The organism is Hymenobacter rubripertinctus, assembly GCF_003583925.1.
Taxonomy (GTDB): Bacteria; Bacteroidota; Bacteroidia; order Cytophagales; family Hymenobacteraceae; genus Hymenobacter; species Hymenobacter rubripertinctus.
Map to the genome: position 1 here is coordinate 47413 of NZ_QYCN01000001.1, position 26430 is coordinate 73842.

At 63.0% G+C, this 26430-nt stretch carries 21 protein-coding genes; 3 read left to right on the forward strand and 18 right to left on the reverse strand.

Annotated features, from left to right (window positions below; genetic code table 11):
- Nucleotides 1-21 precede the first annotated feature (21 nt).
- From D0T11_RS00180 to D0T11_RS00200, 5 genes are all read right to left on the reverse strand, one after another.
- A complete protein-coding gene (locus tag D0T11_RS00180) occupies nucleotides 22-2172 on the reverse strand; it encodes an FUSC family protein (RefSeq protein WP_119653770.1) in 2151 nt (716 codons plus the stop codon).
- Between the two features lie 50 nt (nucleotides 2173-2222).
- Nucleotides 2223-3188, reverse strand: coding sequence for a bestrophin family protein (locus tag D0T11_RS00185; RefSeq protein ID WP_119653771.1), 966 nt, complete (start codon nucleotides 3186-3188; stop codon nucleotides 2223-2225).
- A gap of 118 nt (nucleotides 3189-3306) precedes the next feature.
- The gene (locus D0T11_RS00190; RefSeq protein ID WP_119653772.1) at nucleotides 3307-5262 is read right to left on the reverse strand and encodes a MutS-related protein; all 1956 of its coding nucleotides are present in this window, start codon (nucleotides 5260-5262) and stop codon (nucleotides 3307-3309) included.
- Nucleotides 5263-5346: 84 nt separating this feature from the next.
- Nucleotides 5347-6441 (reverse strand): hypothetical protein, encoded by a 1095-nt coding sequence (locus tag D0T11_RS00195; protein ID WP_119653773.1) that lies wholly within the window; start codon nucleotides 6439-6441, stop codon nucleotides 5347-5349.
- Nucleotides 6442-6444: 3 nt separating this feature from the next.
- Nucleotides 6445-6879: a RidA family protein gene (locus D0T11_RS00200; RefSeq protein ID WP_119653774.1), complete on the reverse strand. Its 435-nt coding sequence runs from the start codon at nucleotides 6877-6879 to the stop codon at nucleotides 6445-6447.
- Nucleotides 6880-6989: 110 nt separating this feature from the next.
- Between D0T11_RS00200 and D0T11_RS00205 the strand changes: the two genes are divergently transcribed.
- On the forward strand, nucleotides 6990-7784 hold the full coding sequence (locus D0T11_RS00205; protein WP_119653775.1) for an energy transducer TonB: 795 nt from the start codon (nucleotides 6990-6992) through the stop codon (nucleotides 7782-7784).
- Between the two features lie 317 nt (nucleotides 7785-8101).
- Nucleotides 8102-9673 (forward strand): diadenylate cyclase, encoded by a 1572-nt coding sequence (locus tag D0T11_RS00210; protein WP_119653776.1) that lies wholly within the window; start codon nucleotides 8102-8104, stop codon nucleotides 9671-9673.
- A 183-nt stretch (nucleotides 9674-9856) separates the two neighbouring features.
- Here D0T11_RS00210 and D0T11_RS00215 read toward each other — a convergent pair whose 3' ends face one another.
- From D0T11_RS00215 to D0T11_RS00235, 5 genes are all read right to left on the reverse strand, one after another.
- Nucleotides 9857-10369 carry a PaaI family thioesterase gene (locus tag D0T11_RS00215; protein ID WP_119653777.1) on the reverse strand — a complete coding sequence of 171 codons (513 nt, stop codon included), beginning with the start codon at nucleotides 10367-10369 and terminating at the stop codon, nucleotides 9857-9859.
- Between the two features lie 185 nt (nucleotides 10370-10554).
- Nucleotides 10555-11121, reverse strand: coding sequence for a PPC domain-containing DNA-binding protein (locus D0T11_RS00220; protein ID WP_119653778.1), 567 nt, complete (start codon nucleotides 11119-11121; stop codon nucleotides 10555-10557).
- A gap of 150 nt (nucleotides 11122-11271) precedes the next feature.
- Entirely contained in the window at nucleotides 11272-12510 is a 1239-nt protein-coding gene (locus D0T11_RS00225; protein WP_147374460.1) for a hypothetical protein, read from the reverse strand.
- 4 nt (nucleotides 12511-12514) lie between these two features.
- Nucleotides 12515-13252 (reverse strand): hypothetical protein, encoded by a 738-nt coding sequence (locus tag D0T11_RS00230; RefSeq protein ID WP_119653780.1) that lies wholly within the window; start codon nucleotides 13250-13252, stop codon nucleotides 12515-12517.
- A gap of 116 nt (nucleotides 13253-13368) precedes the next feature.
- Nucleotides 13369-13932, reverse strand: coding sequence for an RNA polymerase sigma factor (locus D0T11_RS00235; RefSeq protein WP_119653781.1), 564 nt, complete (start codon nucleotides 13930-13932; stop codon nucleotides 13369-13371).
- 205 nt (nucleotides 13933-14137) lie between these two features.
- On the opposite strand from D0T11_RS00235, the gene D0T11_RS00240 reads away from it, so the two are divergent.
- Nucleotides 14138-14668, forward strand: a complete 531-nt coding sequence (locus tag D0T11_RS00240; RefSeq protein ID WP_119653782.1) for a hypothetical protein — start codon at nucleotides 14138-14140, stop codon at nucleotides 14666-14668.
- 75 nt (nucleotides 14669-14743) lie between these two features.
- Here D0T11_RS00240 and amaB read toward each other — a convergent pair whose 3' ends face one another.
- The 8 genes from amaB to secA form a co-directional block, all read right to left on the reverse strand.
- Entirely contained in the window at nucleotides 14744-16342 is a 1599-nt protein-coding gene (amaB, locus tag D0T11_RS00245) for an L-piperidine-6-carboxylate dehydrogenase (protein ID WP_245990560.1), read from the reverse strand.
- Nucleotides 16343-16706: 364 nt separating this feature from the next.
- Entirely contained in the window at nucleotides 16707-18215 is a 1509-nt protein-coding gene (locus D0T11_RS00250) for a Do family serine endopeptidase (protein WP_245990561.1), read from the reverse strand.
- A 277-nt stretch (nucleotides 18216-18492) separates the two neighbouring features.
- Nucleotides 18493-18939 carry an Hsp20/alpha crystallin family protein gene (locus tag D0T11_RS00255; protein ID WP_119653784.1) on the reverse strand — a complete coding sequence of 149 codons (447 nt, stop codon included), beginning with the start codon at nucleotides 18937-18939 and terminating at the stop codon, nucleotides 18493-18495.
- A 221-nt stretch (nucleotides 18940-19160) separates the two neighbouring features.
- A complete protein-coding gene (locus D0T11_RS00260; RefSeq protein WP_119653785.1) occupies nucleotides 19161-19988 on the reverse strand; it encodes a hypothetical protein in 828 nt (275 codons plus the stop codon).
- 76 nt (nucleotides 19989-20064) lie between these two features.
- On the reverse strand, nucleotides 20065-21267 hold the full coding sequence (locus tag D0T11_RS00265; protein ID WP_119653786.1) for a M20 metallopeptidase family protein: 1203 nt from the start codon (nucleotides 21265-21267) through the stop codon (nucleotides 20065-20067).
- 74 nt (nucleotides 21268-21341) lie between these two features.
- Nucleotides 21342-21878, reverse strand: coding sequence for a sporulation protein (locus D0T11_RS00270; RefSeq protein WP_147374461.1), 537 nt, complete (start codon nucleotides 21876-21878; stop codon nucleotides 21342-21344).
- Nucleotides 21859-22536, reverse strand: a complete 678-nt coding sequence (deoC, locus tag D0T11_RS00275) for a deoxyribose-phosphate aldolase (protein WP_119653788.1) — start codon at nucleotides 22534-22536, stop codon at nucleotides 21859-21861. The genes D0T11_RS00270 and deoC overlap by 20 nt, the downstream gene beginning before the upstream one ends.
- 347 nt (nucleotides 22537-22883) lie before the next feature.
- Nucleotides 22884-26285, reverse strand: a complete 3402-nt coding sequence (gene secA / locus D0T11_RS00280) for a preprotein translocase subunit SecA (RefSeq protein ID WP_119653789.1) — start codon at nucleotides 26283-26285, stop codon at nucleotides 22884-22886.
- Between the last annotated feature and the right edge of the window lie 145 nt (nucleotides 26286-26430).

Here is a 26430-nt window from a genome sequence, read left to right on the forward strand (position 1 = left end):
TTTACTCATTCACCGAGTCACTCATTCACCAACTACCGCCTCCGTTACCCGACTGATGTCGCCGCTGAGTTTCTGGATGAACTCCAGCTGTTCGCCCAGCTGCTCGTCCGGCGCGAAGGCTACGACTGGGGCAGCGGCGGCCTCTTCTGTGTCGGGTTCGCCCAAACGCGCCAAGCCGCGCTGGAGCTGCTGCTGGGCCTGGCGCAGGTTTTTGAGGCCGGCTCCCGACACGCCCGGGCGGGTTTCGCCGGCCAGCAGGGCCGAAGTGATGGCCGCTACATTGGCCGACAGGATGTGGTTGAGCACCACGAACTCGTGGACTTCGGCCGGGTGGCGCTGCTTGGTCCGGGGTTCAGAGAGCATCCGCTGGAAGGCCGCGCCCAGGTTGGCCGAGCTCACGTACACTTCCTTGCGGGCCAGCTTGTAGTCGAGCACGGCCACGGGCGAGCCGAGCAGGGCCTGCTGGAGCGTGCGCAGGTAGCGCAGGTTAGCCCGCAGCACCGGCCGCAGAAAATCCTGGAGCTGCTCCGATTCCCAGCGCGGAAACAGCCAGTAGCTCACCGCAAAGGCAATGGCGCAGCCCAGCACGGTATCGAAAATACGGTCCTGCACCACCCGCACGTAGCCCCGGCCCAGAAAGCTGAACAGGATGAGCACGAAGGGCGTCATGAACGTAACCGTGACCAGGTAATTGATGCGCACGAAGCTGAACGACACCACCATGAAGCCCACCATCAGCAGCAGCAGCACCAGTTGGTTGGGTAGCAGCCAGAGCACCAGCGCCCCAAGCACGCCCCCAACCAGCGTGCCCAGCACCCGCTGGCTGTTGCGCTGCTTAGTGAGGCTGAAGGCGGGTTTGAGCATGTAGGTAATCGTCATGAGTACCCAGTAGCTGTGGTGGCCGGGCAGGGTTTCGGTGATGATGAAGCCAATGAGCGAGGCGATGAGCATGCGCATGGCGTGGCGGAAAATGCCCGAGCGCAGCGTGAGCTGGCTCGTGAGCTGCCGGACCGTGAACTGCTGGTGGGCCACGAACCGGTCGAGCTCCAGCTCGGTGCGCTGGCCCGCCACGGCCGCAGCCTCGGACCCGAAATACCCCTGAATGCCCTGAAGGCGCAGGGCCAGGTTGCGCAGGTTCACCAGCACCTTACGCAGCGGCAGCACCGAACCCGCGCCGGCGCCGGCCGAACCAGCGGAGGCGGCTTCGAGGGCATCGATGCGGGCTTTGAGCTGTTCGAGGCCCGCCAGCGGGTCGTTGGTGGGGCGGGCGTGGTAGGCGTGGTTGCCCTGGATGGCGAAGCCCACCCGCTCCAGCTCGGCGGCCAGCGCATCTACTTCGGTGGCCACGGCCCCCAGCACCCCGCTGGCCTCGAAGCGCTGGTGCAGGGCGGCGTAGTCGTAGGAGCTGATGGTGACCTGCTCGTAGAGGTCGACTAGATCGACGAACGTGAGCACCAGCCGCCGGCCCGTGCCGGTGGATTCGCTCACCAGCTGCCGGGTCTTGAAGAGCAGCTCCCGCACCACGTCCTGCTTTTCGCTCACGCGCACCTGCTGGGCCACGAGGCGGCGGTAGTCGGCGTCGAGGTGGTCGGTGCCGGGGCGGTAGAAATCGGCCTTGAGGCGCAGGAACTCGGCCACCGCCAGCACGGCCTCGCCGAGGGCCTGCTGGGCCACCCGGTAGGGGCGCAGGCGGTTGAGCAGCAACGCCAGGGCCAGGTACCAGAGCCCGCCGGCCACAATCAGGCCGGCGTAGCTGAACACGCGCTCGGGCGGCAGGGGCTTATCAAGCATGAGAATCATTACCAGCAACCCCGCCGTGCCCACGGCCCCGGCCCGGTTGCCGTACACGAGCAGCATCGTAAACCCGAAGCTCACGGCCACCACTACCGCGCCCAGCAGCCACGAATAGGGTTGCAGAAACCCGGTGACCAGGGCCATCAGGCCGGCCAGGGCCACGGCCGCCAGCCCGGCGTTGCGCTTGTGCACGGGCGGCCCGGGCGTGTCGGTAAAGCTCACGCACAAGGCTCCAATCGACATGGTGACGCCTGCCGTGAGCTGGCCCAGCAAGCCCAGGCCCAGGCCCGGCACCAGCACGGCCAGCGTAGTGCGCACCCCATCAGAAAATTCCTGGCTGGAGAAGAAATAGCGCAGCTTACGGATGGTTTCGGCCATGAGGGCGGGCAGGTTAGGCGACGGTTGAGCGGGTTGCCGGAACAGCGCTGTTAATACAGGATATCGTCAATCGGGGCGAGTTTGGGGGGCAGTTCGGTTTCGCCGAGCATTTCGCGCAGGTCGATTTCGATAGTGCGGCAGATGGCCGTCATCGGCACGTCGTTCATTTCGTTTTCGAAGGGATTTTCCGAGGTGTGACCCACCACTTCCATGGTGTTGAACACCCAGGACACGAGAACGGAGAACGGAATGGTAAGCCAGATGTGGTCGGGTCCCATTCTGGCAAATTCCCCGATCAGGCCCAGGGGCAGCAACAACGAAAAAAGCCACACGAATACGTAGCTGAAATAGGCGTACTGGCGCGGGAAGGGCGTATTCTTGATTCGCTCGCAGCCGCCTTGCAGGTTAAAGAGCTCTTCCAGACTCTGCATCATGTTCACGTGCTGGAAGTCGTTGAGCAGGCCGCGCTCCTCGCGCAGCACCCGCAAATCGGCGGCCTGCTGGCGCAACAGGTGGGCTGGTGGGTTCTGGCGGTTGCGCAGCCGCTCCGATTCTTCCGGCTCCAGGAACGGGGCTACCTGCTCGTCCCAGAGGCCGGGCTGGCGGCGCAGGGCTAGGCGCAGGGAGTTGCACCAGGCAATCTGGCGGTACACGATGCGGCGGTGGCGCACGCTCAGCTCCTCGCCCGTGGCGGGCGGGGCCTGCACATCGGGCGCATCCACCACAGACGTAATGAACTCCAGCGTCTGCACGGCCCAGGTGCGGCTGTAGTTCACAATGCCGCCCCAGAGCTTGCGGCCTTCCCAGAACCGGTCGTAAGCCCCGTTATTCTTGAAGCCGATGTAGAAGGACACGGCAATACCCAGCGTGGCCACCGGCTGCCACGGAATATCGAGCGAGTGAAACCCCAACCGATAGGTCAGGCACACCAGAAAGGAGTAAACCGTGAAAAACAGCACGCTTTTCCAGGCAAATTGCCAGATAACATGCCAACGGATATTTCTTCGGACGTACATAATGGCGGGAGGTGAGCAGAAGGATCAGGTTTCGTGGCAAGGTACGCGCCCTACCCCGCAGCGGGTGTCACCGCCCCAAAAAAACCGTATCGCCTACCGTTGGTTTGGCATCCGCCCCCTATTCCACCACAATACCCATCAGGCGCATGAGCTGGCTGGCATTAAAGGAGCGACACACGCCGGGCGTGAGGCGGTAATCGAAGCGCAGGGTGCCATCGGGGTTGAGGTAGCTGTTGAAGCTCACGTTGCACACGTGGCCGGGCAGGTCGGTTTCGAGGGCCGCCAGCTCCAGGTCGTGGGTGCTGATGAGGCCACTGGCGACCCGCTCCCGCAGCTGGAACACCAGCGCCCGCGCGCCCCGGTGCCGGTCCTCGGAGTTGGTCCCCTTCAGAATCTCATCGAGCAGGTAAAAAACGGGGATTTCAGTGACCGGTTGTTGCTTGTTGGTTGCTGGTTGTGGGTTGTCAGTTGCTGGGGAAGTGGTGAAAGCGGATGGGGAGTCTACCCCACCAGCCATTTTTAACGTTGAGCTTTTATTTTTTAATTCCCCCCCCGAAGTCAGGTCCAGCAGCAAGCGCAGGCGCTTGAGCTCGGCGTAGAAGGAGGACGTGCTTTCGGCCAGGTTGTCGTGGGTGCGCATGGCGGTAAACACCTGGGCGGGGCCGCAGCGGAAGGCGTTGGCGGCAACTACCGCGCCGGCCTGGGCCAGCACCAGGTTCAGGCCCACGGTGCGCAGAAAGGTGCTTTTGCCGGCCATGTTGGAGCCCGTCACAATCACCGTCTGGCCCAGGCCGGCCGTTTGGAAGTCGTTGCGCACGCCTTCGCCCCCAAACAGCAGCGGATGGGCCAGCTGGGTGGCTTCCACGGTGAGGGCCGGAGCCGTGAGGTCGGGCTCGGTGCAACCGGGGTTGGCGGCCCGGAACGCCGCCAGGCTCACCAGCGCGTCGATTTCGGCCGCCGCTTCGAGCAGCGGTTCCAGCCCGCCCGTAATCCGGCGTTTCCAGCGTTCCAGCTGCCAGATGCCCCACAAATCCCAGAGCAGCAGCGTGTTCAGCACCCCCGCCACGGCCGGGTTCTGCCGCGCCGAAAACCAGCCCGCAATGCCCGTCAGGCGGTTCAGCAGCCGGGCGGCGGCGGTGTTCCCGGTATCGTGGAGGGTGCGGTGCAGGCGGCGCAGGGCCGGACTCTGCCAGTTGCCGGCCTCGAAGTGCGCGAGCTGGTCGTGGGCAGCGCGCAGAGCGTCGCGCATGGTGGTGGCGTGTGCGTAGTAGGCGGCGCGCACCCCGGCAACGTGGTGGTTGAGGGCGAAGGACGGGGCCAGCAGCAGCAGAAACCAAGTACCATAGCCCAGCAGCGGCGCCGCCACGCCCACCACGGCCAGCAGCGGCAGCAGCCCCAGCAACGGCAGCAGCCACCCGCGCCCGGCAAAAAAGTCGGGCTCCCGGAGCCAGCCGGCAAAGGCGCGCGGGTCGGTTTCCTGGCGCGGGTAGTGGCGGGCGCGGGCCTGCCACTCCTGCTGCCAGGCCACGGCGGGGGCCAGCTCGGCCGTGGCCTGCTGCCGCTCCCGGGCCGCTTCGGGCGCGGCCGGGGCCAGCAGCCAGCCGGCCAGCCAGTCCTGGCCCAGCCGGGAAGTGCTGCGGTTCAGGAGCTGAAACAGCGAGTGGTCGCCGAATACGTCGAGGTCGGCGGCGTAGGGGTGCTGGGCGTCGAGGTAGCGCCGGCCGGGGTCGAAGCCCTGGAGCTGGCCGGCGAGACGGGCCTGCTCGCCCTCGTTGAGCTGGGCCAGCAGGCGGTGATGCTCGCGGTGGTAGCCCACCCGGTTGTGCCAGCCCACCAGCCCGATAAACACCAGGTAGGCGGCCAGCCCCAGCCCCAGCGCGGCGGCTGTCTGGCCCGCACTCAGCAGCCCCCACAAGCCCGCCGCCGCCGCCCCGAACAGCGCCAGCCGCACCAGGGCCACCAGCCGGTGCCGGCCCGCGAAGTAGGCTTCCCGCTCGGTGTGGTGGACCAGGTTGTCCTGAAACAGTTCGGCGGGGGCAACGGTAAGCTTGCGGAATTCGGCGGATTCGGGCACGGAGCGGCGGTAACGGATGAAGCTGCGAAGGTACGGGTATGCGGTGCTTTCGCCCCCGAGGGCCAGGGCGCGCCGGAACTCCGCTTACAGCAGGCGGCGCAACGGACTGTTGGACCGCAAAAATGGTTTCAACTCCGCGTATGTGAAGGTGATTGGGAAACTTCCCTGCAACACTTTAAACACGAAGTTCGACAGCCCATCGTAGCTCACCGGGTGGTCGAGTACGAGGCCGGTGGGACCCATAGTATATTCTTGCGTGCTGGATAGGGAAAATTCCTGGCCCAAAACCCCCACCTTGTCTTCATCCGAAAGAAAGCCAGCTTGATTAGCTACGCAATCGTTGTTTCTTTCGGCCAGCTTTTCTTGCCCCAGCGCCAAAAACTGCGGGAGCAACTCCGGCTTCAGCTCATCGGCCAGCAGAATCGGGAAGCCCGTTATCAGGTCCAGATTGTGGGTTTTTGCATCATACCATACGCTGGCACCTAAACCTTCGGTCAGAACGGTTAGGCTCAGCAGGCCCCGGGCGTTGTAGTTGGTCGTGTAATCTGCCGCCTGAATGCCGCTGTGCTCCGCCAGCAGCCCGCGCAGGTCGGGCACATCGTCGCCCGTGAGGTTGCGTAGCGAAAACCAGTGCGCCAGTAGCCGGGTCACGCTGGCGTCGGGCATCGTAATTACCGGCACCCGGAACGAGTTCAGGTAAGTTTTGGGGGTGATGTGCGCCACCAGCGCCGCCGGGCGGGCCGCGCCGCCAACGCGCCGCAGGCTCACGGGCAGCAACGTGGTGCCGGAAGCATTATACCAGGAGCCCAGCAACTCCTGCTGAAAACTCAGGCCAAGGGTGAACCAGCCCGTTGCGTCCGCCGCCGTAGGCACCGTTTCGCGTAACTCCAGCCTCTGCGTCGGCACACTGGGGCGGGTGAAGCCGGTCAGGTTCAGGGGCTGGCCCTTCGAGAGGTAGTAATACATGCCCGTCACCAGCGTATCGGCCGGGCCGGGGCTGAGCAGCAGCCGGACGGGGTATTTGCCGGCCAGTTGGCCTTCGTACGCGCCGGTCATAGCGCGGAGCTTCGCTACCTGCTCCGCTCGCAGGTCCGTCCACGTATCCTGTGCCCGGGCAGCCGAACCGCCGCTCAGCAACAGGACAAACAGCCCTATTTTGGTCATCTTCTTTTGGTGCATCTTTTATCCCGCCATTGCCGCCACGCATTTCAGTTCGATGGCAATGGGCGTGGGCAGGCAGTTCACTTCCACGGTCGTGCGGCAGGGCTGGTTGGTCTGGAAGTACTCGGCGTAGAGGCGGTTGTAGGTGGCGAAATCGTCCCGCATGTTGGTCAGGAACACGGTAACGTCCACGAGGTCGTCCCAGCCAGCTCCGGCTTCTTCCAGAATGTAGCGCACGTTGCGGAACACGGCGTGGCACTGGCTCTCGAAATCGTAGCGGACAATACGGCCTTCGGCGTCCAGTTCTACGCCGGGCACCTGGGTTTGGCCGCGCTGGCGGGGGCCCACGCCCGAGAGAAACAGCAGGTGGCCCACGCGGCGGGCGTGGGGGTAGAGGCCCACCGGCTCGGGGGCGCGGCCGGAGTTGTGGGCCGAGGAAGTTGCGTCAGGTGCCATACTGCCAAAGCTACGAAACGCCGGCATTTGGGCAGAATCCGCGAACTTAAGGCTTGGCTGGTGCGGTTGTTGTAGCCGCCCGCCTTCCCTTTTCTCCTGATTCCACTGCTATGTCGTATCGTTTCCGCCCGTTGCTGATGGCCGTTTTGCTGAGCACGGCCGCCCTGGCCCCCGCCTACGCCCAGCAAAAGCTCAAGTATCCGAAGGCCCCGCCCGCCAATGAAATCTACGACGCGGTGGAGAAGCCCGCCCAGCCCGCCGGCGGCCCCGAGGCGTTTGGCCAGTACCTGGCCGAGAATCAGCAATACCCCACCGCGGCCCTGCAAGCCGGGGCCCAGGGCACGGCCACGGTTACGTTCGTGATTGAGAAAACCGGTTCTATTTCCAACGTGGCCGTGGCCCAGCCCCTCCACCCGCTGCTCGATGCCGAGGCCATCCGGCTGGTGCAGGCCGCCCCGCGCTGGACGCCCGCCCAGCACCGGGGCGGCGTGGTGCGCCAGCGCGTCACGGTGCCCATCAGCTTCCAGATTCCCGGCGACGCCCCAGCGGCTCCGGCCACTGCGCCAGCGGCGGCGGGCACCGCCGGGCCTACCACCCAAGTGGTCAGCGCCGACCAGCCCGCCCGCCCGGTGGGCGGTACGGAGGCGTTCTTCGAATGGATTCAGCTCAATCAGCAATATCCGGCGCTGGCCCTCCAGCGCAAGGCGGAAGGCCGGGTGATGATGGAGTTCATCGTGGAGAAAGACGGTTCCCTCACCGATATCAAACCCATTAAGCGTCTCGGCTCGGGCCTGGATGAGGAGGCTATCCGCCTGATTAAGGCGGCCCCCAAGTGGGAGCCCGCCATGTATAAAGGCCAGCCCATAAAGCAAAAAATGGTGCTACCGGTTGTCTTCTCGCTGTAGTCTAGCTGTAGTCTAGCTGTAGTCTAGTTGTCGGTTGTCAGGAAAAACGTCATTCCGAGCGGAGCCGAGGAATCTCGCGGGCTGACGTTGCCCAACTACTCCTGTTGTCAGCATACCCTACCACCATCAGTCCGCGAGATTCCTCGGCTACGGCTCCGCCTTCGCTCGGAATGACGTTCTTCCTGACAACCGACAACTAGCAACCAACGCCCGCTGCCTGCATTAAAATACTTTCCCTCCGAATCCGTTAGCCCCACGGTCGGCGGCCCTGCCCGCCGACGGCCAACGTTCGTTCCCCGCTCCTTCCGCCTTCCTTTATGTTATCACCCCTGCCGCTGATTTCTGCTCCGCCCGTTGGTTTCGGGACTCCTCTGCCCCTGCCCTCCAGCTACTCTATCTGGCCCTATCAGGCCCGGTTCCGGCAGGCGGCCCAGGCCATTGCCAGCGGTATTTTTGAAGCCCTTGACGAAGACCTGAACCCCCACGTGTTTCTGCTGGCCCTGCCCCTGGAACCCAACCTGCTGGCCGAGGGCGAAGCACCGGCCGACATCCAGTTTGAACCCCGCGACTGCGGTTTCGAGCCGCCCCAGTTCGGCCAGGTGCTCAACCGGGGCCGGGTGCTGCAACTCACTCACACCTGGCAGCCCACCGACCTCGACCTGGAGAGTGAGGAGCTGCTGCGCCGCAAGCAGTACGGGCGTGGCGTGCGCCAGGCCGTGCAGGAGGTGTTCAACGAGCTGGATGCCAACGGCAAGGTGCTGTCCTTTGCCGGATGGCCGGTGCAGGTGGCCCGCCACCTGGTAATGCCCGTGCTCCAGCTCAACCGTAAGGTGTACCACAGCTACCCTGCCCTCCAGCCCAACCGCTTCTATACCGATGGCCGGCTGCTGTCGCACTCGCTCATTATGGCGGCCATCCTGCGCTTCAACGAGGACTGCATCAAGTCGCTCACCGAACCGGAGCCGGGCTCGGGTTTGCTGATGCGCCCCCGAGAAACCGACGAAATTATCCGCTCGGCCGGCAAGCTCTTCATGGATACGCCGGCCCAGGACATGGGCATGAACCCGGCCGCGACCAAGCTGTTTGCCACCTGCAACACCATTTCCTCGTTGCGCTACGAGGGGGCCGAGGGCGTGGGCAAGATGCTGCTGGCCCGCCGCGGCCACCCCAACCTGTCGGAAGTATTCGCCCTCACCTGCCCCACCCCGCTCACCGACTACCGGGCCGTGCGCAAGCTACTGGAAATGACCACGCCCGACGTGAGCCTGCTGGCCGACGGCGAGAACGTGTACGCCCTGGGCCGGCAGATCGGGCAGTACGATGCCACCCGGGAGGATTTATTCGTCATCAGCTTCGTCACCCATTACGCCTGGGAGTTCCAGCACGGCGGGCAGGTGCTCATGCGCTCCCACTACGGCCAGCCCAGCCTGCCCCGCACCCGCCTCAACCGTACCAAGTTCCGGCGCGACCTCAAGCGCACCTTCCACCTCACCGACGCGGGCAAAATCGAGAAGCTCTGGGATGTGGTGCTCGAAGCCAGCCGCCAGAAGGCGGGTACCCTGCTCGTCATTACGACCGAAGCGCTGGCCGAGGCCGACCGGCTCAAGCTCCAGTGCACCCTCATCGAGCCCGTACCGCTCACGCCCCTCATCACCCGCCTCGTTACGGCCATCGACGGGGCCGTACTCCTCGATCCGGAGGCGTTCTGCTACTCCATCGGCGTCATCCTCGACGGCAAAGCCTCGGGCCACGGCACCAGCACCCGCGGCGCCCGCTACAACTCCGCCATCCGCTACGTCGACAGCTCCCCCTACCCCTGCCTGGCCATCGTCGTCAGCGAAGACGGGCTGGTGGACGTGATTACCAAGGACAGCCTGCGGGAGGAGTAGTGGATGAGTGAGATGGTGGATAAGTGAAGTGGTGTAGATGATCTGTCATCCTGAGCGGAGCGAAGGACCTTATCACGTGAGAACGATAATCGTATCAACGAATCGGTCCTATGTGATAAGGTCCTTCGCTCCGCTCAGGATGACAGATCATCTACACTCATTCTCCACTTCACTCATTTACCGCTACCGTTTCGCCCTAAACGACCACGTAATCCGAAACACCGCGACTGTGTCGCCGGCTTCGTCGAGGCCCGTACTGGTGCAGACCACGGTGCGGCCCTCGCCGGTGGCGCGGCTCTCGGCAATGGCCTGGCCGATGGCGGCCCCGTCGGGGCTGGTGAAGCGGATGAGGCCCACGGCTTTCTTGCTGAAATCGGCCTCCAGGCCCACCACCAGCATCGACACCGGGGAACCGCTCTGCACATGCATCATGGCCAGCAGGCCGCTGGCCATTTCAGCCGCCATGCTCAGGCAGGCAAAATAGATGCTCTTGAACGGATTCTGGGTCAGGTACTTGTAGCGCACCGTGATGGTGGCCTGCTCCGGCGTCAGTTCGGCCAGGCGCAGGCCGGCCAGGTAGGCCATCGGCAGGCGGCGCAGCATGAACAGGCGCAGTTTCAGGGGGTTGCTGATGGTGCGGCGGAACTGCTCCATCCGGGCAGTGCCGGCCGCAGCGGGCGTGGTGGGGTTGGTCATGGCGGGTGGGTTGCTTTCTACAAGGAACGAAATTTACTCGTCATGCCGACTATCATCCCCCGCAAATAGGTAAACCCCTCGGCTGCCTGAGTAGTCCGGCAGGCCACTTCGTGCCAGGACCGTATTCTTCCGGTCCCTGCGGTATCGATAGCAGGGCGGCGGCGGTAATCAGAAGTCGGGCAGCCCTACTTTTTGCGGCGGCCCGGGCGGGCGGGCGGCGCGGTACCGGCCGGAGCGGGGCCAGCCGCAGCGGGCCGTACCGTCAGCTCGCGGTAGCCGAATGTGGGGTCGGTTTCGCGGCTGAATTCCAACTCCGGTAGCTCCCCGATGACCAGCTCCACGGTGGTATACACTACGTTTCCGTCCAGCAGATGCCCCCCGATGGTGCGCCCCGTAGAATCGGCAACCGACAAGTGCAGGTGGCTGCCGCTCACGGCCAGCGTGCCGACCAGGGATACGATTTCAAAATGGCCCTGGTACACCGTCGGGCCTTCCTGGTTGGCCAGGCGCAAAGTGGCCGTGGTCAGGCTGCCCACGGCGGTCAGCAGGCAGGCCGCTTTCAGATTTTGTTGCTGCACGAAAGCCAGCAGCTCCCGGCGCACATCCTGGCCCGGCCGCAACCGCAGCGCGTACGTTCGCAGCGAAGAGGAAGCCGCAAGAGCAGGTAACGGAGCAGCAGGCATAGCCGGGACAGTTTGGGCAACCCCACGGCCGGTGGTCAGCAGCAGCACTGCCCAGAGAATGAACCGCATAGGATTGGGGGCCGGAGGAGTCGGGTGGAAGGAAGAAATAAAGAATCGGGCGCTGGCGCGCTAAACACAAGGAAAGCTTCCTTTCTGGCGGCTACGGCTGGCCGGCTTCCAGCTCCGGGCTCCTGCCTGCCGGCACTGCCAGCACCGCCTTCACTGATTAAAGCGCACGTTGCCGTAGCGCATTTTGATGCTCACGTTGCCGGGGTTGCGCATCGGTACGACCCCAAAGGTTCCCTGCGTGTCGCTGGAAGAAGAGCTGGATTCTTCCGAGTCCACCCTTACCAGGCGCTTGTCTACCAGCAGCTTGCCAAACTCAGTATTCACGTCGAAATCAAAGCCCGCGCCGTCTGCAAAGTTCAGCAGAATGGTACTGTAACCGCCATCCAGGGTAATGTGGCGGAAGTTCTTGCCGGTATTGCGCACCTCAAAATTAGGGCAATACTGCACCTTCATATCGAGCTGGTTGCTGAGCTTGTCGATGCTGAATTTGGAATATCCGGAGGAGCCGCGCAGGTTGTGCACCGTGCCCAAGGCCACATCGCCGTACTTGCTGTGCACCGTCAGGTCCTGCACCGTGGCAATATCAATGTCGGAGTTGTTGTTGAGCAGCTCCACGACTCCGCCTTCGGTGAGGCGCACTTTGGCGTAGGCGGCGTCGATAACGGCTCGTTTGGCGTAGGGTACGGCGCACTGAGCATTGCACACCTTGAGGGTGTTGCGCGGCCCCTCCAGACGGGCCGTGCGCAGGCTGCCGTAGGCAATGCTGAGTTCCGTAGCCCCGGTCAGGTCGCCGGTCAGGTTGATTTCGCCGAAGGTATTGTGCAGGGCCAGCGGGTTGTTTTTGGGTACCCACACAGTGTAGTTCACCTCGTAGAGCTTGGTGCGGCTGCGGCACTCCCGGGGCAGGGCTCCGAAGCGCGACCGGGCCACGATGCCCCCGGTCACGGGGTCCTGGTCCTGGATCTGCACCTGAATCATGTCCTGAAGCTCCTGGGCCTTTTCCTCCGTTTCGGCCCGGGTGATGATGTCCACGTCGGTGCGCACTTCAGGCCGGTTCCAGACGTTCACCTGCACCCGGCCATAACGGGTGTCGAGGGTGTAGAGCTTGGTGGCGCTGGTGGCAAACGTGCGGCTGATTTTGCGCACCTTCTCCACGGCCAGCGCGGGCTGGCCCTCATCCTGCGGCCCCTGGGCACTGCTGCCCGCACGCGCGTCGGGCACTCCCTGGCCCGGCAGACTGGCGGGCGCCGGCTCGTAGAAATGCGCTTCCGAAGGCGCGGCAGCGGCCGGAGCCTGGGCGTGGCCGGCGGCCACCGTTAGCATGAGCAGAGCCGCCAGCACCAGTCCCTGCCCGGCCCGGCCGCGGTCAAGAAACCAAAAACGAGGCATGGGGTTACGGAATGCGGCGGCTATCGGCCACCATGTAGGGTTGGCTATGATACTCGCGGATTCGTTCCCGGGTGCGTAGCTGCTGGGCCAGCAGGTCCAGCCGAATCTGCATGTTGCGGTTCATGGCCGCCAGCACCACGTCGGGCTCGGGGTTGCGGTAGAGCTCCGTTTTAAGCTGCTGGTACGTCGAGTCGAGGGCGGTGAGTTCCTGCTGCCAGTCGGCCCGGGGCGCGACGGCCGTTTCGGTATCGGCCTGGCGCAGGGCCTGCTCCCGCTCCGTGAGCTGAGTAGTATAGTAGGCCTCCATGCGCTGCACGGCGCTGGCCAGACGCTGCTCGGGGCCGGTGGCGGCGGCAGTGGCCGCCAGTTCGGGGCCGGCATAGGAGTCGGGGCTACCCGCCGCCGCCGCCACAACCGGCTGGCCGGTACGCGTCCAGATGGTGGCCTCGGTACGGTGCTGCCAGAACCAGGTGCTCAGCAGCAGCAGCGTGGCTACGGCCGCTGCCACGCCGTAGGGGCGCGCCGAGCGAACCGCCGCGTCGGGGGCGGCAACCGGCGGCAAGCCGGCCGTCGGGAAGAGTGGCAGCACCCGCAGGGGCGGGGCTTGCGGCTGGGCCGCCGTCTCTTTCAAGTCCAGGTCCAGGGCAATATCGTCCCACAAATCGGGGCGCGGCTCGAACACGTCGAAGTCGGCGCGGTGGTGGTCCATGAAGGTTTCCAGTCCGATATTCTTGTCGTTCATGGTGGGGTGGTAGGGCAGGCGGGCGGCGGAATCGGCGGGTCGGGCGCGGGGTGGGCCAGAGCCGGTATCCGCTGTTTCCCGCGGGCAGGTCAGCGTGAAAAAATCAGGTGGCAGCTTTACAGACCGTGCTGGCGGGCCAGCTCCAGGAGCTTTTTGCGGGCCCGGCTGTACTGCGACTTGGAAGTGGATTCAGTGATGTTAAGAATGCCGGCAATTTCGGCGTGGTCGTAACCTTCGAGCAGGTAGAGGGTGAGCACGACGCGGTAGCCATCGGGCAAATCCTGCACGCAGCGGCGCACCACATCGGCCCGCCAGCTGGTAATTTCCGGATCGGGGCCGTGGTCAGCCGAGTCGGCGGCGGCTCCATCGTGCTGCTCGCCCAGGGGCACCAGCGTCAGGCGGCGGTTGCGCAGGCAGTTAATGCTCTTGTTGATGACGATGCGTTTGAGCCAAGAACCGAACGAGGAGTCGCCTTTGTAGCTGTGCAGCTCCCGGAAAGCGCTCAGAAACGCTTCCTGCAACACGTCCTCGGCCTCGGCGTAGTCGCCCGTGATGCGCAACGAGGCGTTGAACATGGCCTTGGCATAGCGCTTATAAATTTCGGCCTGGGCGCGCCGGTCGCCCAAACGGCACCGCTCGACCAGCGGGGCGTTGATGTCGGTGTAAGCAAAAGCCTCCATAGGTTGCGTCTGGCTGGGCGGTGGTTCAGGAACAGCGGCAGAATTGTAAATATCCACCTTTCCGGGCTGAAACAGTTCGTGCTGGCAGGTAAGCAGGGGAAAGACAGCCGGGCCGGGCCGGGGTTGCATCTATTGCCCAGACAGCTCGCCCACCTATCTTTAGGCCAGCCACTTATTTCATCCACCTTAAAGATATCCGGCGCAAATGAAGTTTCCTTCCCTCCTGCTTTTTACGGCTCTCGGTACTTTGGCCGCCTGCAACAAGCACAACGACTCGCCTACCATCGACTTCGGCCCTAACGGCGGCATTACCCAGCGCGACGCCAGCGGCCGGCTCCAGGGCGACCCTGATCCGACGGACTGGACCGTAGATGCCACTTGGAATCAGCAGGAGCAGGACTTGTTTCGGAGTTTAGGCCTGGATCTGAATGCCACCGCCACCGGCAACGTCACCACCTCGCAAATCATTGCCTGGCCCAACCCAATTGGGGCTGGCCAAGCTATTTTCCGGTACGACACGCCAGTGCCCGTGTCGTGCAAATTCGTTATCGTAGATGCCAAATATCAGGTAGTGGGACCGATGTTAAGCTCTCCGGCCGTTCGCAACGCGGAGTTCTACTACAATGTGCTTGGCAGCGCTTATCAGCAGGGCAAGCGCTACCGGCTTTATTACGTCTTGTACGACGGCACAGCAATTTACTACAAAGGCCACGGCGACATCAAGATCGGCCTTTAATCGCCTCTACGCAACGCCAAACGGCCCGCCCGGTAAAACCGAGCGGGCCGTTCATGTAATTTAGAAGAGCAAAAGCTACACGTCGAACTTGATGCCCTGGGCCAGCGGGAGCGTGGTGCTGTAGTTGATGGTGTTGGTCTGGCGGCGCATGTACACCTTCCAGGCGTCGGAGCCGGATTCGCGGCCGCCGCCGGTTTCCTTCTCGCCCCCGAAGGCCCCCCCGATTTCGGCCCCGCTGGTGCCGATGTTCACGTTGGCAATGCCGCAGTCGGAGCCGCCGTAGCTGAGGAAGGTTTCGGCCTCGCGCATGTTGAGCGTGAAAATGCTCGACGACAAGCCCTGGCGCACGCCGTTTTGCAGGTCGATGGCCGCCGTTACCTCACCGCTGTACTTAATCAGGTAGAGAATGGGCGCGAAGGTTTCGTCCTGCACCGTGGCGTATTCGTTCTGCGCTTCCACAATGGCGGGCGTCACGTAGGTGCCGGTTGCGTACTTATCACCTTCGAGCACTTCGCCCCCGATGAGCAGCTTGCCGCCTTCTTTCTGCACCGCCGCCAGCGCACTCTTGAAGCCGTTCACCGAATCCTGATCAATCAGCGGGCCAACCAGCGTGCCGTCCTGCAAGGGGTGGCCGATGGGCAGGTTGGGGTAGATTTTGAGCAGGCGCGCCTTCACGTCGTCGTAAATCGAGTCGTGGATGATGAGGCGGCGGGTGCTGGTGCAGCGCTGCCCGCAGGTGCCCACGGCCCCGAACACGATGCCCGGCAGGGCAATGCCCAAATCGGCGTGCTCGGTGAGGATGATGGCGTTGTTGCCGCCCAGCTCCAGCAGCGACTTGCCCAACCGGGCTCCCACGGCCTCCCCTACTTTCTTGCCCATGCGGGTGCTGCCCGTGGCCGAAACCAGCGGCACGCGCCCATCGGCCGCCATTTTGGCCCCAATCTCGGCGTCGCCGATAATCAGGTTGAAAATGCCCTCAGGCAGGTCGTTGTCCTTGAGCACGTCTTTGATGATGTGCTGCACGGCTACGCCGGTGAGCGGGGTTTTCTCGGAAGGCTTCCAGATGCAGGTGTCGCCGCAGACGGCCGCCAGCATGGCGTTCCAGCTCCAGACGGCCACCGGGAAATTGAAGGCCGAAATGATACCCACCACGCCCAGCGGGTGGTACTGCTCGTACATGCGGTGGGCGGGGCGCTCGGAGTGCATCGTCAGGCCGTGGAGCTGGCGCGAAAGGCCTACCGCGAAGTCGCAGATGTCAATCATTTCCTGCACTTCGCCGAGGCCTTCCTGCAGGATTTTTCCCATTTCGTAGCTCACCAGCTTGCCCAGCGCGTCCTTGTAGTCGCGGAGCTTGTTGCCGATCTGGCGCACGATTTCGCCGCGCTTGGGCGCCGGCACGGTGCGCCAGGTTTTGAAGGCTTCCTGGGCCTTGGCCACCACGGCTTCGTAGTCCTCGGCGGTGGCCATAGCCACAGTGCCGATTACCTGGCCATCGGCGGGCGAGTGAATGGTGCGGGTGTTCTTATTATCAGCGCCGCCCCATTCGAGGCCGGTGCTCCAGGCAGCGTTGTGGTCCTGGATGCCCAGCTCGCGCAGAACCTGCCGGATGCCGTGGTGGTCGTGGTCCTGTACGTCGGTGCCGGTGGCCACGGCTTCTTCGAGTGCTTGCTTCATAAAAGGGGTAACTATGGGTGGGTGGGAAATACGTTTTCAGGGCCGCCCCGAAAAAGCGGCCTGTTACAAAGCTAGCAAATTAGATTGGGGCCAGGTTTGGCAGGCCTCACCCTACTGCACGCAAACAAGACTTAGCCCACGAGGACTATAGGCTTGTCGCACGAAGCGCTGGCCGCCATGCATACGGTGTAGCCAAGCAACGTCAGCCTTGCTCTTCTTGACTGCAATGCCGCAACTGAAGTTTCTGCTTTCAGTCGGACAGCAGCAAGCAACAAAAAGCCTCCACTACCAGAGTAGCGGAGGCTTTCACAATCAGATCAGAAAAGGCGAAGTCCCGGTTCTCTGGTCCGTTTGGCAAGGCCGCTTACTGGGCCTGCCCAATGGGGTAGTAGGCTTTGCGGCCGTCGGGGTAGATGCCTTCCACCAAGGCGCCGTCGGTTTCTTTGGCCGCCTCGAGGTAGCGCTGCACGTCCTGGGGGCTGGCCACTTTGTTCTTGTCGATGCGGGTGATGATGAAGCCGTCGGCAATACCGGTTTCGCGGAAATTGGAGTTGCGGATGCCGCTGATTTTGGCTCCTCCCTCAATCCCGAGCTTGCTTAGTTCCTGGCGCGTAACCGGAGCCAGCGTCGCTCCCTCATAAGTGAGGCCGGTCGCGGCTACCTCCCGGATGACGTCGGTAGTACCCGTAGCGTTGCGCAGCGTAGCCGTGGCAGTACGCTCCTTTTCGTCGCGCAGGTAAGTCACCTTGATTTTGTCGCCGGGGCGGAAGCGGGCTACCTGCTCCTGCAATTGCGACGACGTGTTCACCTTCGCGCCGTTGATTTCGGTGATAACGTCGCCTTCCTGGAGGCCGGCTTCGGCGGCGGAGCTGTTTTTGCCCGCGCTCATCACGTACACGCCCCGCAGGTTCTTGAGCTTCTTCTCCGCAGCCAGCGTGGCATCTACTTCCCGGATCTGCACACCCAGCAAGGCCCGCTGCACCACTTTATACTTGAGCAAATCGTCAATCACCTTGCTCACGATGGAGCTAGGCACGGCAAATGAATAGCCCACGAACGAGCCCGTCTGCGAAGCAATGGCGGAGTTGATGCCGATCAGGTCGCCGTTGAGGTTGACCAGCGCCCCACCCGAGTTACCGGGGTTCACCACGGCATCGGTTTGCAAAAACGACTCCACGCCCATCCCGTCCTCGCGGCGCAGGATGTTGATGTTACGGCCCTTAGCCGAGATGATACCCGCCGTCACGGTCGAGTTCAGGTTGAAGGGGTTGCCCACAGCCAGCACCCACTCCCCTACCCGCACGTCGTCGGAGTTGCCGTAACGGATGAAGGGCAGGTTATCGGCCTTTACCTTGAGCAGGGCCAGATCGGTGGTGGGGTCGGAACCGACCAGCTCTGCCTGAAACTTGCGCTTGTCGTCCATCACCACCTCAATCTTGTCGGCCTTGTCAATCACGTGGTTGTTGGTCACGATGTAGCCGTTGGCGGCGATGATAACGCCCGAGCCGGAGCCTTGCTGGGGTCCCTGCTGGCGGCCCCGGCTCCGGCCCTGTTCCATTTCGTCGCCGAAGAACTGGCGCAGGAAGGGGTCCATCCGCGACATATCGTTCTGACTGGCTTTGGGGGCGTATTCGGTCATCACGTGTACCACGGCCGGGGTAACGGTGGCGGCGGCGGCCGTGAAGTTGAGGCCCTCGGGCACTGTGTAGGTGCTGCTTTTTAATTCGCTGGTGTAGCGCACGTTGGGGTCGGCGGCCAGCGCCTGCGGTGAGTTGGCGCGCTCCGGCTCCAACAGTTTGTACCCCCCTACGGCCACGCCTCCGCCCAGAATGGCGGAGCCCAGCAGGCCGAGCATCAGTTGTTTTGCTTGCATGGGTAAAAAAAAGGTGAAGAATGAAAAGATAGTGAGTTGAAAATACAACGAAAATGCGAGCAGCCCATATCCCGATGACCAGAACGGGGCCAGCCGGGCAGCTTTCACGCCTTCCTAACGCCGGATACCACGCGAATAGTGTCTGGTTGCATGCCTGTTGAGGGTAAAATAAGGCCCGTTGGTAGATTGTTTCGGGCGCAGGCTCCTGATTCGGCCCCCGACGGGCGGCTGGCCACAAAAAAGGGCACCCCGTGGGGTGCCCTTTTTTGTGGCTGATTTAGCGCACCTCAATCTGGTGCTTGGTCACCTTCTTGCTGTCGAAGGGTAGGGAGAGGTGCAGGATGCCGTTGGTGAGCTCGGCCCCGATGCCCGTCACGTCCACGGTGTCGGGCAGGCGGAAGGTGCGCGCGAACTTGCCGTAACCCGATTCCACGCGCCGGAACGCGGGGGCATTCCCGGTGGCGTTTTCAGCGGCTTTCGGGGCTTTGCGCTCCCCGCTCACGGTAAGCTGACCGTCCTGGAAGTCAATCTGCACGTCTTCCTTCGCTACGCCGGGCAGCATGAGGTGCAGTTGGAAGCCCTCGGAACTTTCCAGCACATCTGCGGCCGGACTGAACGATTCGGCTGGTTTGTTCTGGGCCGGGAGCGTGTCGCGCAGCATCTCGTTGAGAACCGAGTTGAAGGAAGTACGAGCCGGACGGTTGTTATACAGCAGAGTTGCCATGGGAAGCAGGAATTAAGGTTGAAATAGAAGACCGGTTTGTAAGCCGGCAATACTGCTTCTTCATAAATTCTGTACCAGCCAGCAAACCATGCCATATTGACATTTTTTTCAATTACTCAAGCTCACTCATTCTCTCTTTAAAGTAGCAATAATGCGCCAATAGACCTCTAATAGGCTTTCGATAATTTTGTCATTGCCAGACAAAATGTCTTATCCAGGCTCTAATGCTGGGTAGGCAGCACGGTTCGGTCAGCCGACAAGGCGCTTTTCCCAAGCAACAGGCGCAGGTCGAGGCCCAGAATGGGTGCGCGCAGGTTGGTGCGCCCACCCGTGATGATATTGCCGTTGGCATCCCGTAGCAGTAGGGCGTTGATGTACTGGGTCTGCAGGGCTACCCAGGGCGTGAAGTCCACGCGCGGGCAGAGCCGCACCCCTATTTCCGCCCGGGCGTTGCCGAAGTCGATAAAACGCTCCTTGTTCTGGTTGGCGTCGCGCTGGAAGCGCAGGTAGGCCAGGGCCTCATAAGAAAGCCGGGGCCGCAGCGACATGTGCGTTCCGACGGCAAACGTGCGCTCCAGGCCCAGCCGCAGCCGCGCGTGCGCCCGGTTACCGCTGTTGCCGTAGGAATCGTTGGTTACTACCGCGTATTCTGCCGCCAGCCGCTGGCTGAACGTCAACTGGCCTAGCGAGTTGGTGTGCCGAAGCAGGGCACCGGGGGTCAGATTGCCCGCTACGCCCAAAAAATCACCGTAGCCCCCGCCCGCGTCGCTGCCGATACGCAGAGTAGGCCCCCAGCTCCAGTGCTCATCCCAGAAGTGCTCGTAGCCCAGCCGGAGCTGCCCACCGGCGAACGTGCCCCCCCCCCGGTTGGCCTGACTAAGCGCATTCACTCCTACCAGCACGTAGTCGTTGCCGGCCAGGGCAATTTCGGCCTGCACTTCGGGCAGCACAACCAAATCGGAGGTGCTGCGGCGCTGGGCGGCGGCAGTTTCGGCCAGCAGCACCAGCAGCACCAGCAGCGCGGCAGCGCAGAGCGGAAGAAAACGCATAAGGCGCATAGAAGGATATGTGACTAAAAGGACACTGTAGCGCCAAGCAGAGGCTTCGCGCTACAGTGTCACGACGTTAGGGCTGCTCCGCCAGCTCCCGCAGCGCCAGCCAGGCCATCAGGCCGGGGCCAACTTCGAGGGCGTGGGGGTCGATGTCGAAGGTGGGCGTGTGGACGCTGGAGGTGAGGCGGCCGCTGCCGTCGGCGGCGGCGGTGCCGAGGCGGTAGAAACAGGCGCTGGCGGCCTGGCTGAAGTAGGCGAAGTCCTCGGCGGCCATCCACTGATCCAGCTCCACCACGTTCTCGCGACCCAGATACTCCACGGCGGCCTGCTCGGTCCGGGCCGTGAGGGCGGGCTCGTTTTCGAGGTAGGGGTAGCCCCGGCGGATTTCCAGCTCGCAGCTCGCGCCCATGCTCGCGGCCAGGCCTTCGCAGAGGCGGCGCAGGTGCTCGTGGGCCTCGTTGCGCCACTCCTCGTTCAGGGTGCGAAAGGTGCCTTCCAGGTGCACCTCGTTCGGAATGACGTTGGTGGCACCCTGGGCAATAACCTTCCCAAACGAGAGCACCGAGGGCAGCTTGGGGTTAGCCCGGCGGCTCACAATCTGCTGAGCCGCCACAATGATATGGGCCGCCACCAGCACCGGGTCCACGTTCTGCTCGGGCATGGCCCCGTGGCCGCCCTTGCCGCGCACGGTCAGGTAGAGCTCGTCGGTGCTGGCCATGTAGCGGCCGGCGCGCAGGCCTACCTTGCCGGCGGGCAGCAGCGGAAATACGTGCTGGCCCAGCACGCTGGCGGGTTTGGGGTTTTCGAGCGCGCCTTCGGCAATCATGAGCGAGGCCCCGCCGGGCAGCACCTCTTCGCCGGGCTGGAACAGGAGTTTCACGCTGCCTTCAAACTCGTCGCGGAGCGCCACCAGAATGCGGGCCACGCCCAGCAGCGACGAGGTATGCACGTCGTGGCCGCAGGCGTGCATCACGCCCGGATTCCGCGACTTGTAGGCCACCTGGTTCAGTTCCGTGATGGGCAGCGCGTCCATGTCGGCGCGCAGGGCCACGGTGCGCGCGCCGGGGTTGCGGCCCTCAATGAGCACCACCAGGCCGGTAGTGGCAATGGGCTGGGGCTGCAACCCAAGCTTGCGCAGTTGCTCCGCCACGAAGGCCACCGTCTGGTGTTCCTCGAACGAGAGCTCCGGGTGGGCATGCAGGTGTTCGCGCAGGGCGACAGTTTCGGCCGCAGCCTCGCTTGCCAGTTGCTTGATGCGGGGGAGCAGGTGGTTCATAATTACTGATCTGTTAGCTATTCCGTTTTAGCTGTTAGCTGGGTGAACGAAAGCCAAAAGCTAACAGCCAAAACCTAATAGCCTCGTTTGTTGATGTTCACCTGCATGGACTCCAGCTCGGCGCGGGGCGCGAGGGGGCGGATGCGCAGCAGGGCCTGGGCCGCTTCGAGGCGGGTGAGGTAGTCGCCAATCTGGAGGCGAAAGATAGGCTGCTTGTAGGTGAGGTAGTCGGTTTCTTCGGGGTAGCGGCTGATAACGGACCGGCGCACGGCCATGGCCTTGTCTTTCTCCAGCCCCACGTAGGCCAGAATGCGGTAGCCCTGGGCATACTTCACGTTCTGGTTGGTGAAGGCCTGGTCGCGCAGCCGTTGGTCGATCTGGGCATTGACCTGGTTGGTAGGCGGCACCGGGCGCGCCGGAGCCGGAGCCACGGCCGGGGCCGGTTTGGGGGCCGGGAACGTGGGCCGGAAGCGGCTCAGGTCTTCGGGTGGCAGCTGGGGCGCGGCGCGGCGGGCCGTATCGGCAGCCGGGGCGGCGGGGCCGGAAGCAGCACAGGCCCCGAGCGACAACAGGGCGGAAAACAGCAGCACGTTACGAAGCAGTGGAGTCATGGGCGGGAGCGGAATCAAGGAGCAAAGCTACGCCGTTCGAAGCCCCGATCCGGTCGGCGCCGGCGGCCACCAGGGCCAGGGCCGCCGCCCGGGTTCGGATTCCGCCGGAGGCTTTGATGCGGATGTGGGTGGGCAATGAAGCACGCATCAGGGCAACATCGGCCACCGAAGCGCCCCGGCTGGCGAAGCCGGTGCTGGTTTTCACGAAGTCGGCCCCGGCTTCGGCGCAGAGCCGGCAGGCCGTCACGATTTCCGCCTCCGTCAGCAGGGCCGTTTCGATGATAACCTTCAGCAGTGCGCCCCGAAACCGGCACAGCTCGGCCAGCTGCCCAATTTCGTCCTCCACCTCGACCAGGCGGCCGGCCTGCAAATCGCCCAAGTTAAGGACCATATCCAGCTCGGTAGCCCCGTCGCTCAAGGCCTGATGGGCCTCAAAAAACTTCACCTTGGCCAGCGCGTAGCCCAGCGGAAACCCGATAACGGTGCACACGGCCACGCCCGAACCCTCCAGAGCCTCGGCCGCCTGGCGCACGTAGCTGGGCGGCACGCAGGCGCTGGCAAACCGCTGCGCGGCGGCTTCGGCGCAGAGCCGGGCAATCTGCGCCGGACTGGCATCGGGCCGTAGCAGCGTGTGGTCGATATAGGGTGCAAGGTTCATCCGTTAGGGCTTGGGGTATTGAGCGACGTTCTGACGGTGCCGGGGACAGTTTGCAGGTGGTCGTTCTGACGAAGGAAGGACCTTACCGCGCTAAAACGAGTCGTTGTTACGGCCGTTCAAGCGTAATAAGGTCCTTCACAAGCGCAGGATGACCATACTTTGGTCAACGCTCCTGCACCCTGGCAATTGGTTACTGCTGTTACGCAGTAGCCGTTGAAGCATTCGTTTTTCGTTTTTCGTTTTTCGGGGCTGCTTTACCTTCAGTAACCAATCAGCCCCGAAAAACGAGCAACGAAAAACGACCTGCCACCGCAGCTACCGGAAGCGACCTGCGTAACAGCAGTTAGTTAGTCGATGAGCACGGCGCGCTCGTTGAGCAGGTCATCTTCTACCTGCTTGAATTTCACATCGCGCACGATGCGGCCATCCAGGTACTGCACGCTCACCTTTTCGTTGCGGTTAGCCACTTTCTGCGACTTAGCGGGCTGCTGCTTTTCCATTACCTGCATGGCCCCATCCTGCTCCAGATCCTCCGGACCCGCGCCGAGCGACACGGACGAGGTTTCTTTCTGGGCTTGCAGCTTGGGCTGGGGCGGGGCCACGGGCAGCTCATCCTCGGTGAAGTACTCGAACTCGTCCTCCCCGTTCTCGCCGGCCTGAGTGGGCACATCGGCCCGGAACAGGAACTGGATGGTGTCCTCGTTCACCTTGCTGATCATCTGCTTGAAAAGCTCAAACGACTCGAACTTATAGACCAGCAGCGGGTCTTTCTGCTCGTACACGGCGTTCTGCACCACCTGCTTCAGGTCGTCCATGGCGCGCAGGTGCTTGGTCCAGGCTTCGTCGATGACGGCCAGCACCACTACCTTCTCCATGCCCCGGATCACCTCGTGGCCCTGGTTGCCCTGGGCCCGGCGCAGGTTGGCAACGGCCTGCACCTGCTTGCGGCCGTCGGTGAACGGCACGGCAATGTTCTCGTAGGGCGAGTTCTGGTTCAGCAAATCATTGATCAGCGGCATAGAGTTGCCGGCAATGAACTCGTTCTTGCTGTGGTAGTAGCCCAGCGACTCGTCGTAGAGCTTCTGGGTGAGGGCGTTGGCCGACATCCCGCTCAGGTCCTGGCCGGTGAGGTGGGTATCGTAGCCGAACACCCGGATGACGGCCAGCTTGAAGTCCTCGAAATCGTTGTTGCCCTTGTGACCCACCACAATGTCCTCGCAGACATCGTAAATCATGTTCCAGATGTCGAGCTCCAGCCGCTCGCCGTGCAGGGCGTTGCGGCGGCGCTTGTAGACTACCTCGCGCTGGGCGTTCATCACGTCATCGTACTCGAGCAGGCGCTTACGGATGCCGAAGTTGTTTTCCTCCACCTTCTTCTGGGCCCGCTCAATGGAGCTCGTAATCATGGAGTGCTGAATCACCTCGCCTTCCTCCAGGCCCATACGGTCCATGAGTTTGGCAATGCGGTCGGAACCGAACAGGCGCATCAGGTTGTCCTCGAGGCTCACGAAGAACTGCGAGGAGCCCGGGTCGCCCTGGCGGCCGGCGCGGCCCCGCAGCTGGCGGTCAACGCGGCGCGACTCGTGGCGCTCAGTGCCAATAATGGCCAAACCGCCCGACGCCTTAGACGTTTCGCGCAGCTTGATGTCGGTACCGCGGCCGGCCATGTTGGTGGCAATGGTCACGGTACCGGGGAAGCCCGCGCCGGCCACAATTTCGGCTTCGCGCTGGTTCTGCTTGGCGTTGAGCACCTGGTGGGGAATGCCTTTGAACTTGAGCATCCGGCTCACCAGCTCCGAAATCTCCACGCTCGTGGTACCCACCAGCACGGGGCGGCCGGCCTGCACCAACTCCTGAATTTCGTCGGCTACGGCGTTGTACTTCTCGCGCACCGTTTTGTATACCTTGTCGTGCTCATCCTGACGGGCAATGCCCCGGTTGGTGGGCACTACTACCACGTCGAGCTTGTAGATTTCCCAGAACTCGCCGGCCTCGGTTTCGGCCGTACCCGTCATGCCGCCCAGCTTGTGGTACATGCGGAAGTAGTTCTGGAGCGTCACGGTGGCGTAGGTCTGGGTGAGTTCTTCCACCCGCACGTTTTCCTTGGCTTCCAGGGCCTGGTGCAAACCGTCGGAGTAGCGGCGGCCTTCCATCACGCGGCCGGTCTGCTCATCCACAATTTTCACCTTGCCGTCGTCGGTCAGGATGTACTGGTCATCCTTCTCGAAGAGCGTGTAGGCCTTCAGCAGCTGGTTGATGGTGTGGATGCGCTCCGACTTGATCTGGAAGTCGTCCATGACCTTCTCCTTGGTGTGCAGCTTCTCCTCGGCCGTGAGGGCCGCGTCCTTCTCGATGTTGGCCAGCTCGGTCCCGATGTCGGGCATGATGAAGAAGTGGTGGTCTTCGCCCTCGCCCGTAATCAGGTCGAGGCCCTTCTCCGTGAGCTCAATCTGGTTGTTCTTCTCGTCAATGGTGAAGAACAAGGGCATATCGGCCTGGGGCATCTGGCGCTGGTTGTCCTGGAGGTAGTGGTTTTCCACCTTCAGCAGTATAGCGCGCATGCCGGTTTCCGAGAGGAACTTGATGAGCGGCTTGCTCTTGGGCAAGCCCCGGAAAGCCCGGAACAGGGCCAAGCCACCTTCGCCCTCCTTGGGGCCGTCGTTGCCTTCCTTGAGGAGTTTGCGGGCTTCCACCAGGTAGTTCTGCACCTGCTTTTTCTGGGCATCCACCACCTTCTGAATCCGGGGCTTGAGCTGGTAGAACTCGTGCACGTCGCCGCGAGGCACGGGACCCGAGATGATGAGCGGGGTCCGGGCGTCGTCAATCAGCACGGAGTCCACTTCGTCGACCATGGCGTAGTGGTGCTTGCGCTGCACCAGCTCCTGGGGGTCGCGGGCCATGTTGTCGCGCAGGTAGTCGAAGCCAAATTCGTTGTTGGTGCCGTAGGTGATGTCGGCCAGGTAGGCCTGACGGCGGGCATCGGTGTTGGGCTGATGCTTGTCGATGCAGTCCACCGTGATGCCGTGGAACTCGAACAGCGGCGCGTTCCACTCCGAGTCGCGCTTGGCCAGGTAGTCGTTTACCGTTACCAGGTGCACGCCGCGCTTGGCTAGCGCGTTAAGGAAGGACGGCAGGGTTGAAACCAGCGTTTTACCTTCGCCGGTGGCCATTTCGGCAATTTTGCCCTGGTGCAGTACCACGCCGCCAATCAGCTGCACGTCGTAGTGAATCATGTCCCAGGTGACTTCGGCGCCGGCGGCCAGCCACGTGTTGCTCCAGATGGCTTTGTCGCCCTCAATGGTCACGTTGGGCTTGCGCCGGGCATAGTCGCGGTCGTAGTCGGTGGCCGTTACTACCAGCTGCTTGTTCTGGGTGTAGCGGCGGGCGGTTTCCTTGGTAATAGCGAACGAGAGAGGCAGCACCTCCAGCAGCACGGTTTCCAGCTCCTTGTTGCGCTGCTTTTCCAGGGTGTCGATTTGGTCGAACAACTCCTCTTTGCGCAGGGCATCGAGGTTTTCGGCGTTTACCTGCTCGTGCAGCGCACTCAGCTGGTCGTCGATGGTTTTCAGGTGGGCGTTGATGCGGCCCCGCACTTCGTCGGTGCGGGCGCGCAACTCGTCGTCGCTGAGTTGTGCCAGTTTGGCATATTCGGCATTAATCAACGCCACGTACGGGACAATCTCCTTCAAGTCTTTGTCCGATTTGGACCCGAACAATTTGGCGACGGTCTTCCCTAGAAAATCAAGCATGTTGGTTTACCTTAATTGAAACGCCGGGGCGCAACTCAAATTTACGGCGTTTTTCGGGAATACCCCGGCTCTTTTACCGCCATGGCGTCGCCCCGGCTCCCGAAACGACAAACCCCGCACCTCAAAGAGTGTGCGGGGTTTGCCT

Coding starts and splice junctions, on each gene's coding strand:
- D0T11_RS00260 (WP_119653785.1), bottom strand. CDS start 19,988: ATGCGTTTTCTTCCGCTCTGCGCTGCCGCGCTGCTGGTGCTGCTGGTG.
- D0T11_RS00240 (WP_119653782.1), top strand. CDS start 14,138: ATGAAGTTTCCTTCCCTCCTGCTTTTTACGGCTCTCGGTACTTTGGCC.
- D0T11_RS00185 (WP_119653771.1), bottom strand. CDS start 3,188: ATGTACGTCCGAAGAAATATCCGTTGGCATGTTATCTGGCAATTTGCC.
- deoC (WP_119653788.1), bottom strand. CDS start 22,536: ATGAACCTTGCACCCTATATCGACCACACGCTGCTACGGCCCGATGCC.
- D0T11_RS00255 (WP_119653784.1), bottom strand. CDS start 18,939: ATGGCAACTCTGCTGTATAACAACCGTCCGGCTCGTACTTCCTTCAAC.
- D0T11_RS00205 (WP_119653775.1), top strand. CDS start 6,990: ATGTCGTATCGTTTCCGCCCGTTGCTGATGGCCGTTTTGCTGAGCACG.
- D0T11_RS00215 (WP_119653777.1), bottom strand. CDS start 10,369: ATGACCAACCCCACCACGCCCGCTGCGGCCGGCACTGCCCGGATGGAG.
- D0T11_RS00235 (WP_119653781.1), bottom strand. CDS start 13,932: ATGGAGGCTTTTGCTTACACCGACATCAACGCCCCGCTGGTCGAGCGG.
- D0T11_RS00180 (WP_119653770.1), bottom strand. CDS start 2,172: ATGGCCGAAACCATCCGTAAGCTGCGCTATTTCTTCTCCAGCCAGGAA.
- D0T11_RS00210 (WP_119653776.1), top strand. CDS start 8,102: ATGTTATCACCCCTGCCGCTGATTTCTGCTCCGCCCGTTGGTTTCGGG.
- D0T11_RS00200 (WP_119653774.1), bottom strand. CDS start 6,879: ATGGCACCTGACGCAACTTCCTCGGCCCACAACTCCGGCCGCGCCCCC.
- D0T11_RS00250 (WP_245990561.1), bottom strand. CDS start 18,215: ATGCAAGCAAAACAACTGATGCTCGGCCTGCTGGGCTCCGCCATTCTG.
- D0T11_RS00270 (WP_147374461.1), bottom strand. CDS start 21,878: ATGACTCCACTGCTTCGTAACGTGCTGCTGTTTTCCGCCCTGTTGTCG.
- D0T11_RS00230 (WP_119653780.1), bottom strand. CDS start 13,252: ATGAACGACAAGAATATCGGACTGGAAACCTTCATGGACCACCACCGC.
- D0T11_RS00195 (WP_119653773.1), bottom strand. CDS start 6,441: ATGCACCAAAAGAAGATGACCAAAATAGGGCTGTTTGTCCTGTTGCTG.
- D0T11_RS00220 (WP_119653778.1), bottom strand. CDS start 11,121: ATGCGGTTCATTCTCTGGGCAGTGCTGCTGCTGACCACCGGCCGTGGG.
- D0T11_RS00225 (WP_147374460.1), bottom strand. CDS start 12,510: ATGCCTCGTTTTTGGTTTCTTGACCGCGGCCGGGCCGGGCAGGGACTG.
- amaB (WP_245990560.1), bottom strand. CDS start 16,342: ATGAAGCAAGCACTCGAAGAAGCCGTGGCCACCGGCACCGACGTACAG.
- secA (WP_119653789.1), bottom strand. CDS start 26,285: ATGCTTGATTTTCTAGGGAAGACCGTCGCCAAATTGTTCGGGTCCAAA.
- D0T11_RS00265 (WP_119653786.1), bottom strand. CDS start 21,267: ATGAACCACCTGCTCCCCCGCATCAAGCAACTGGCAAGCGAGGCTGCG.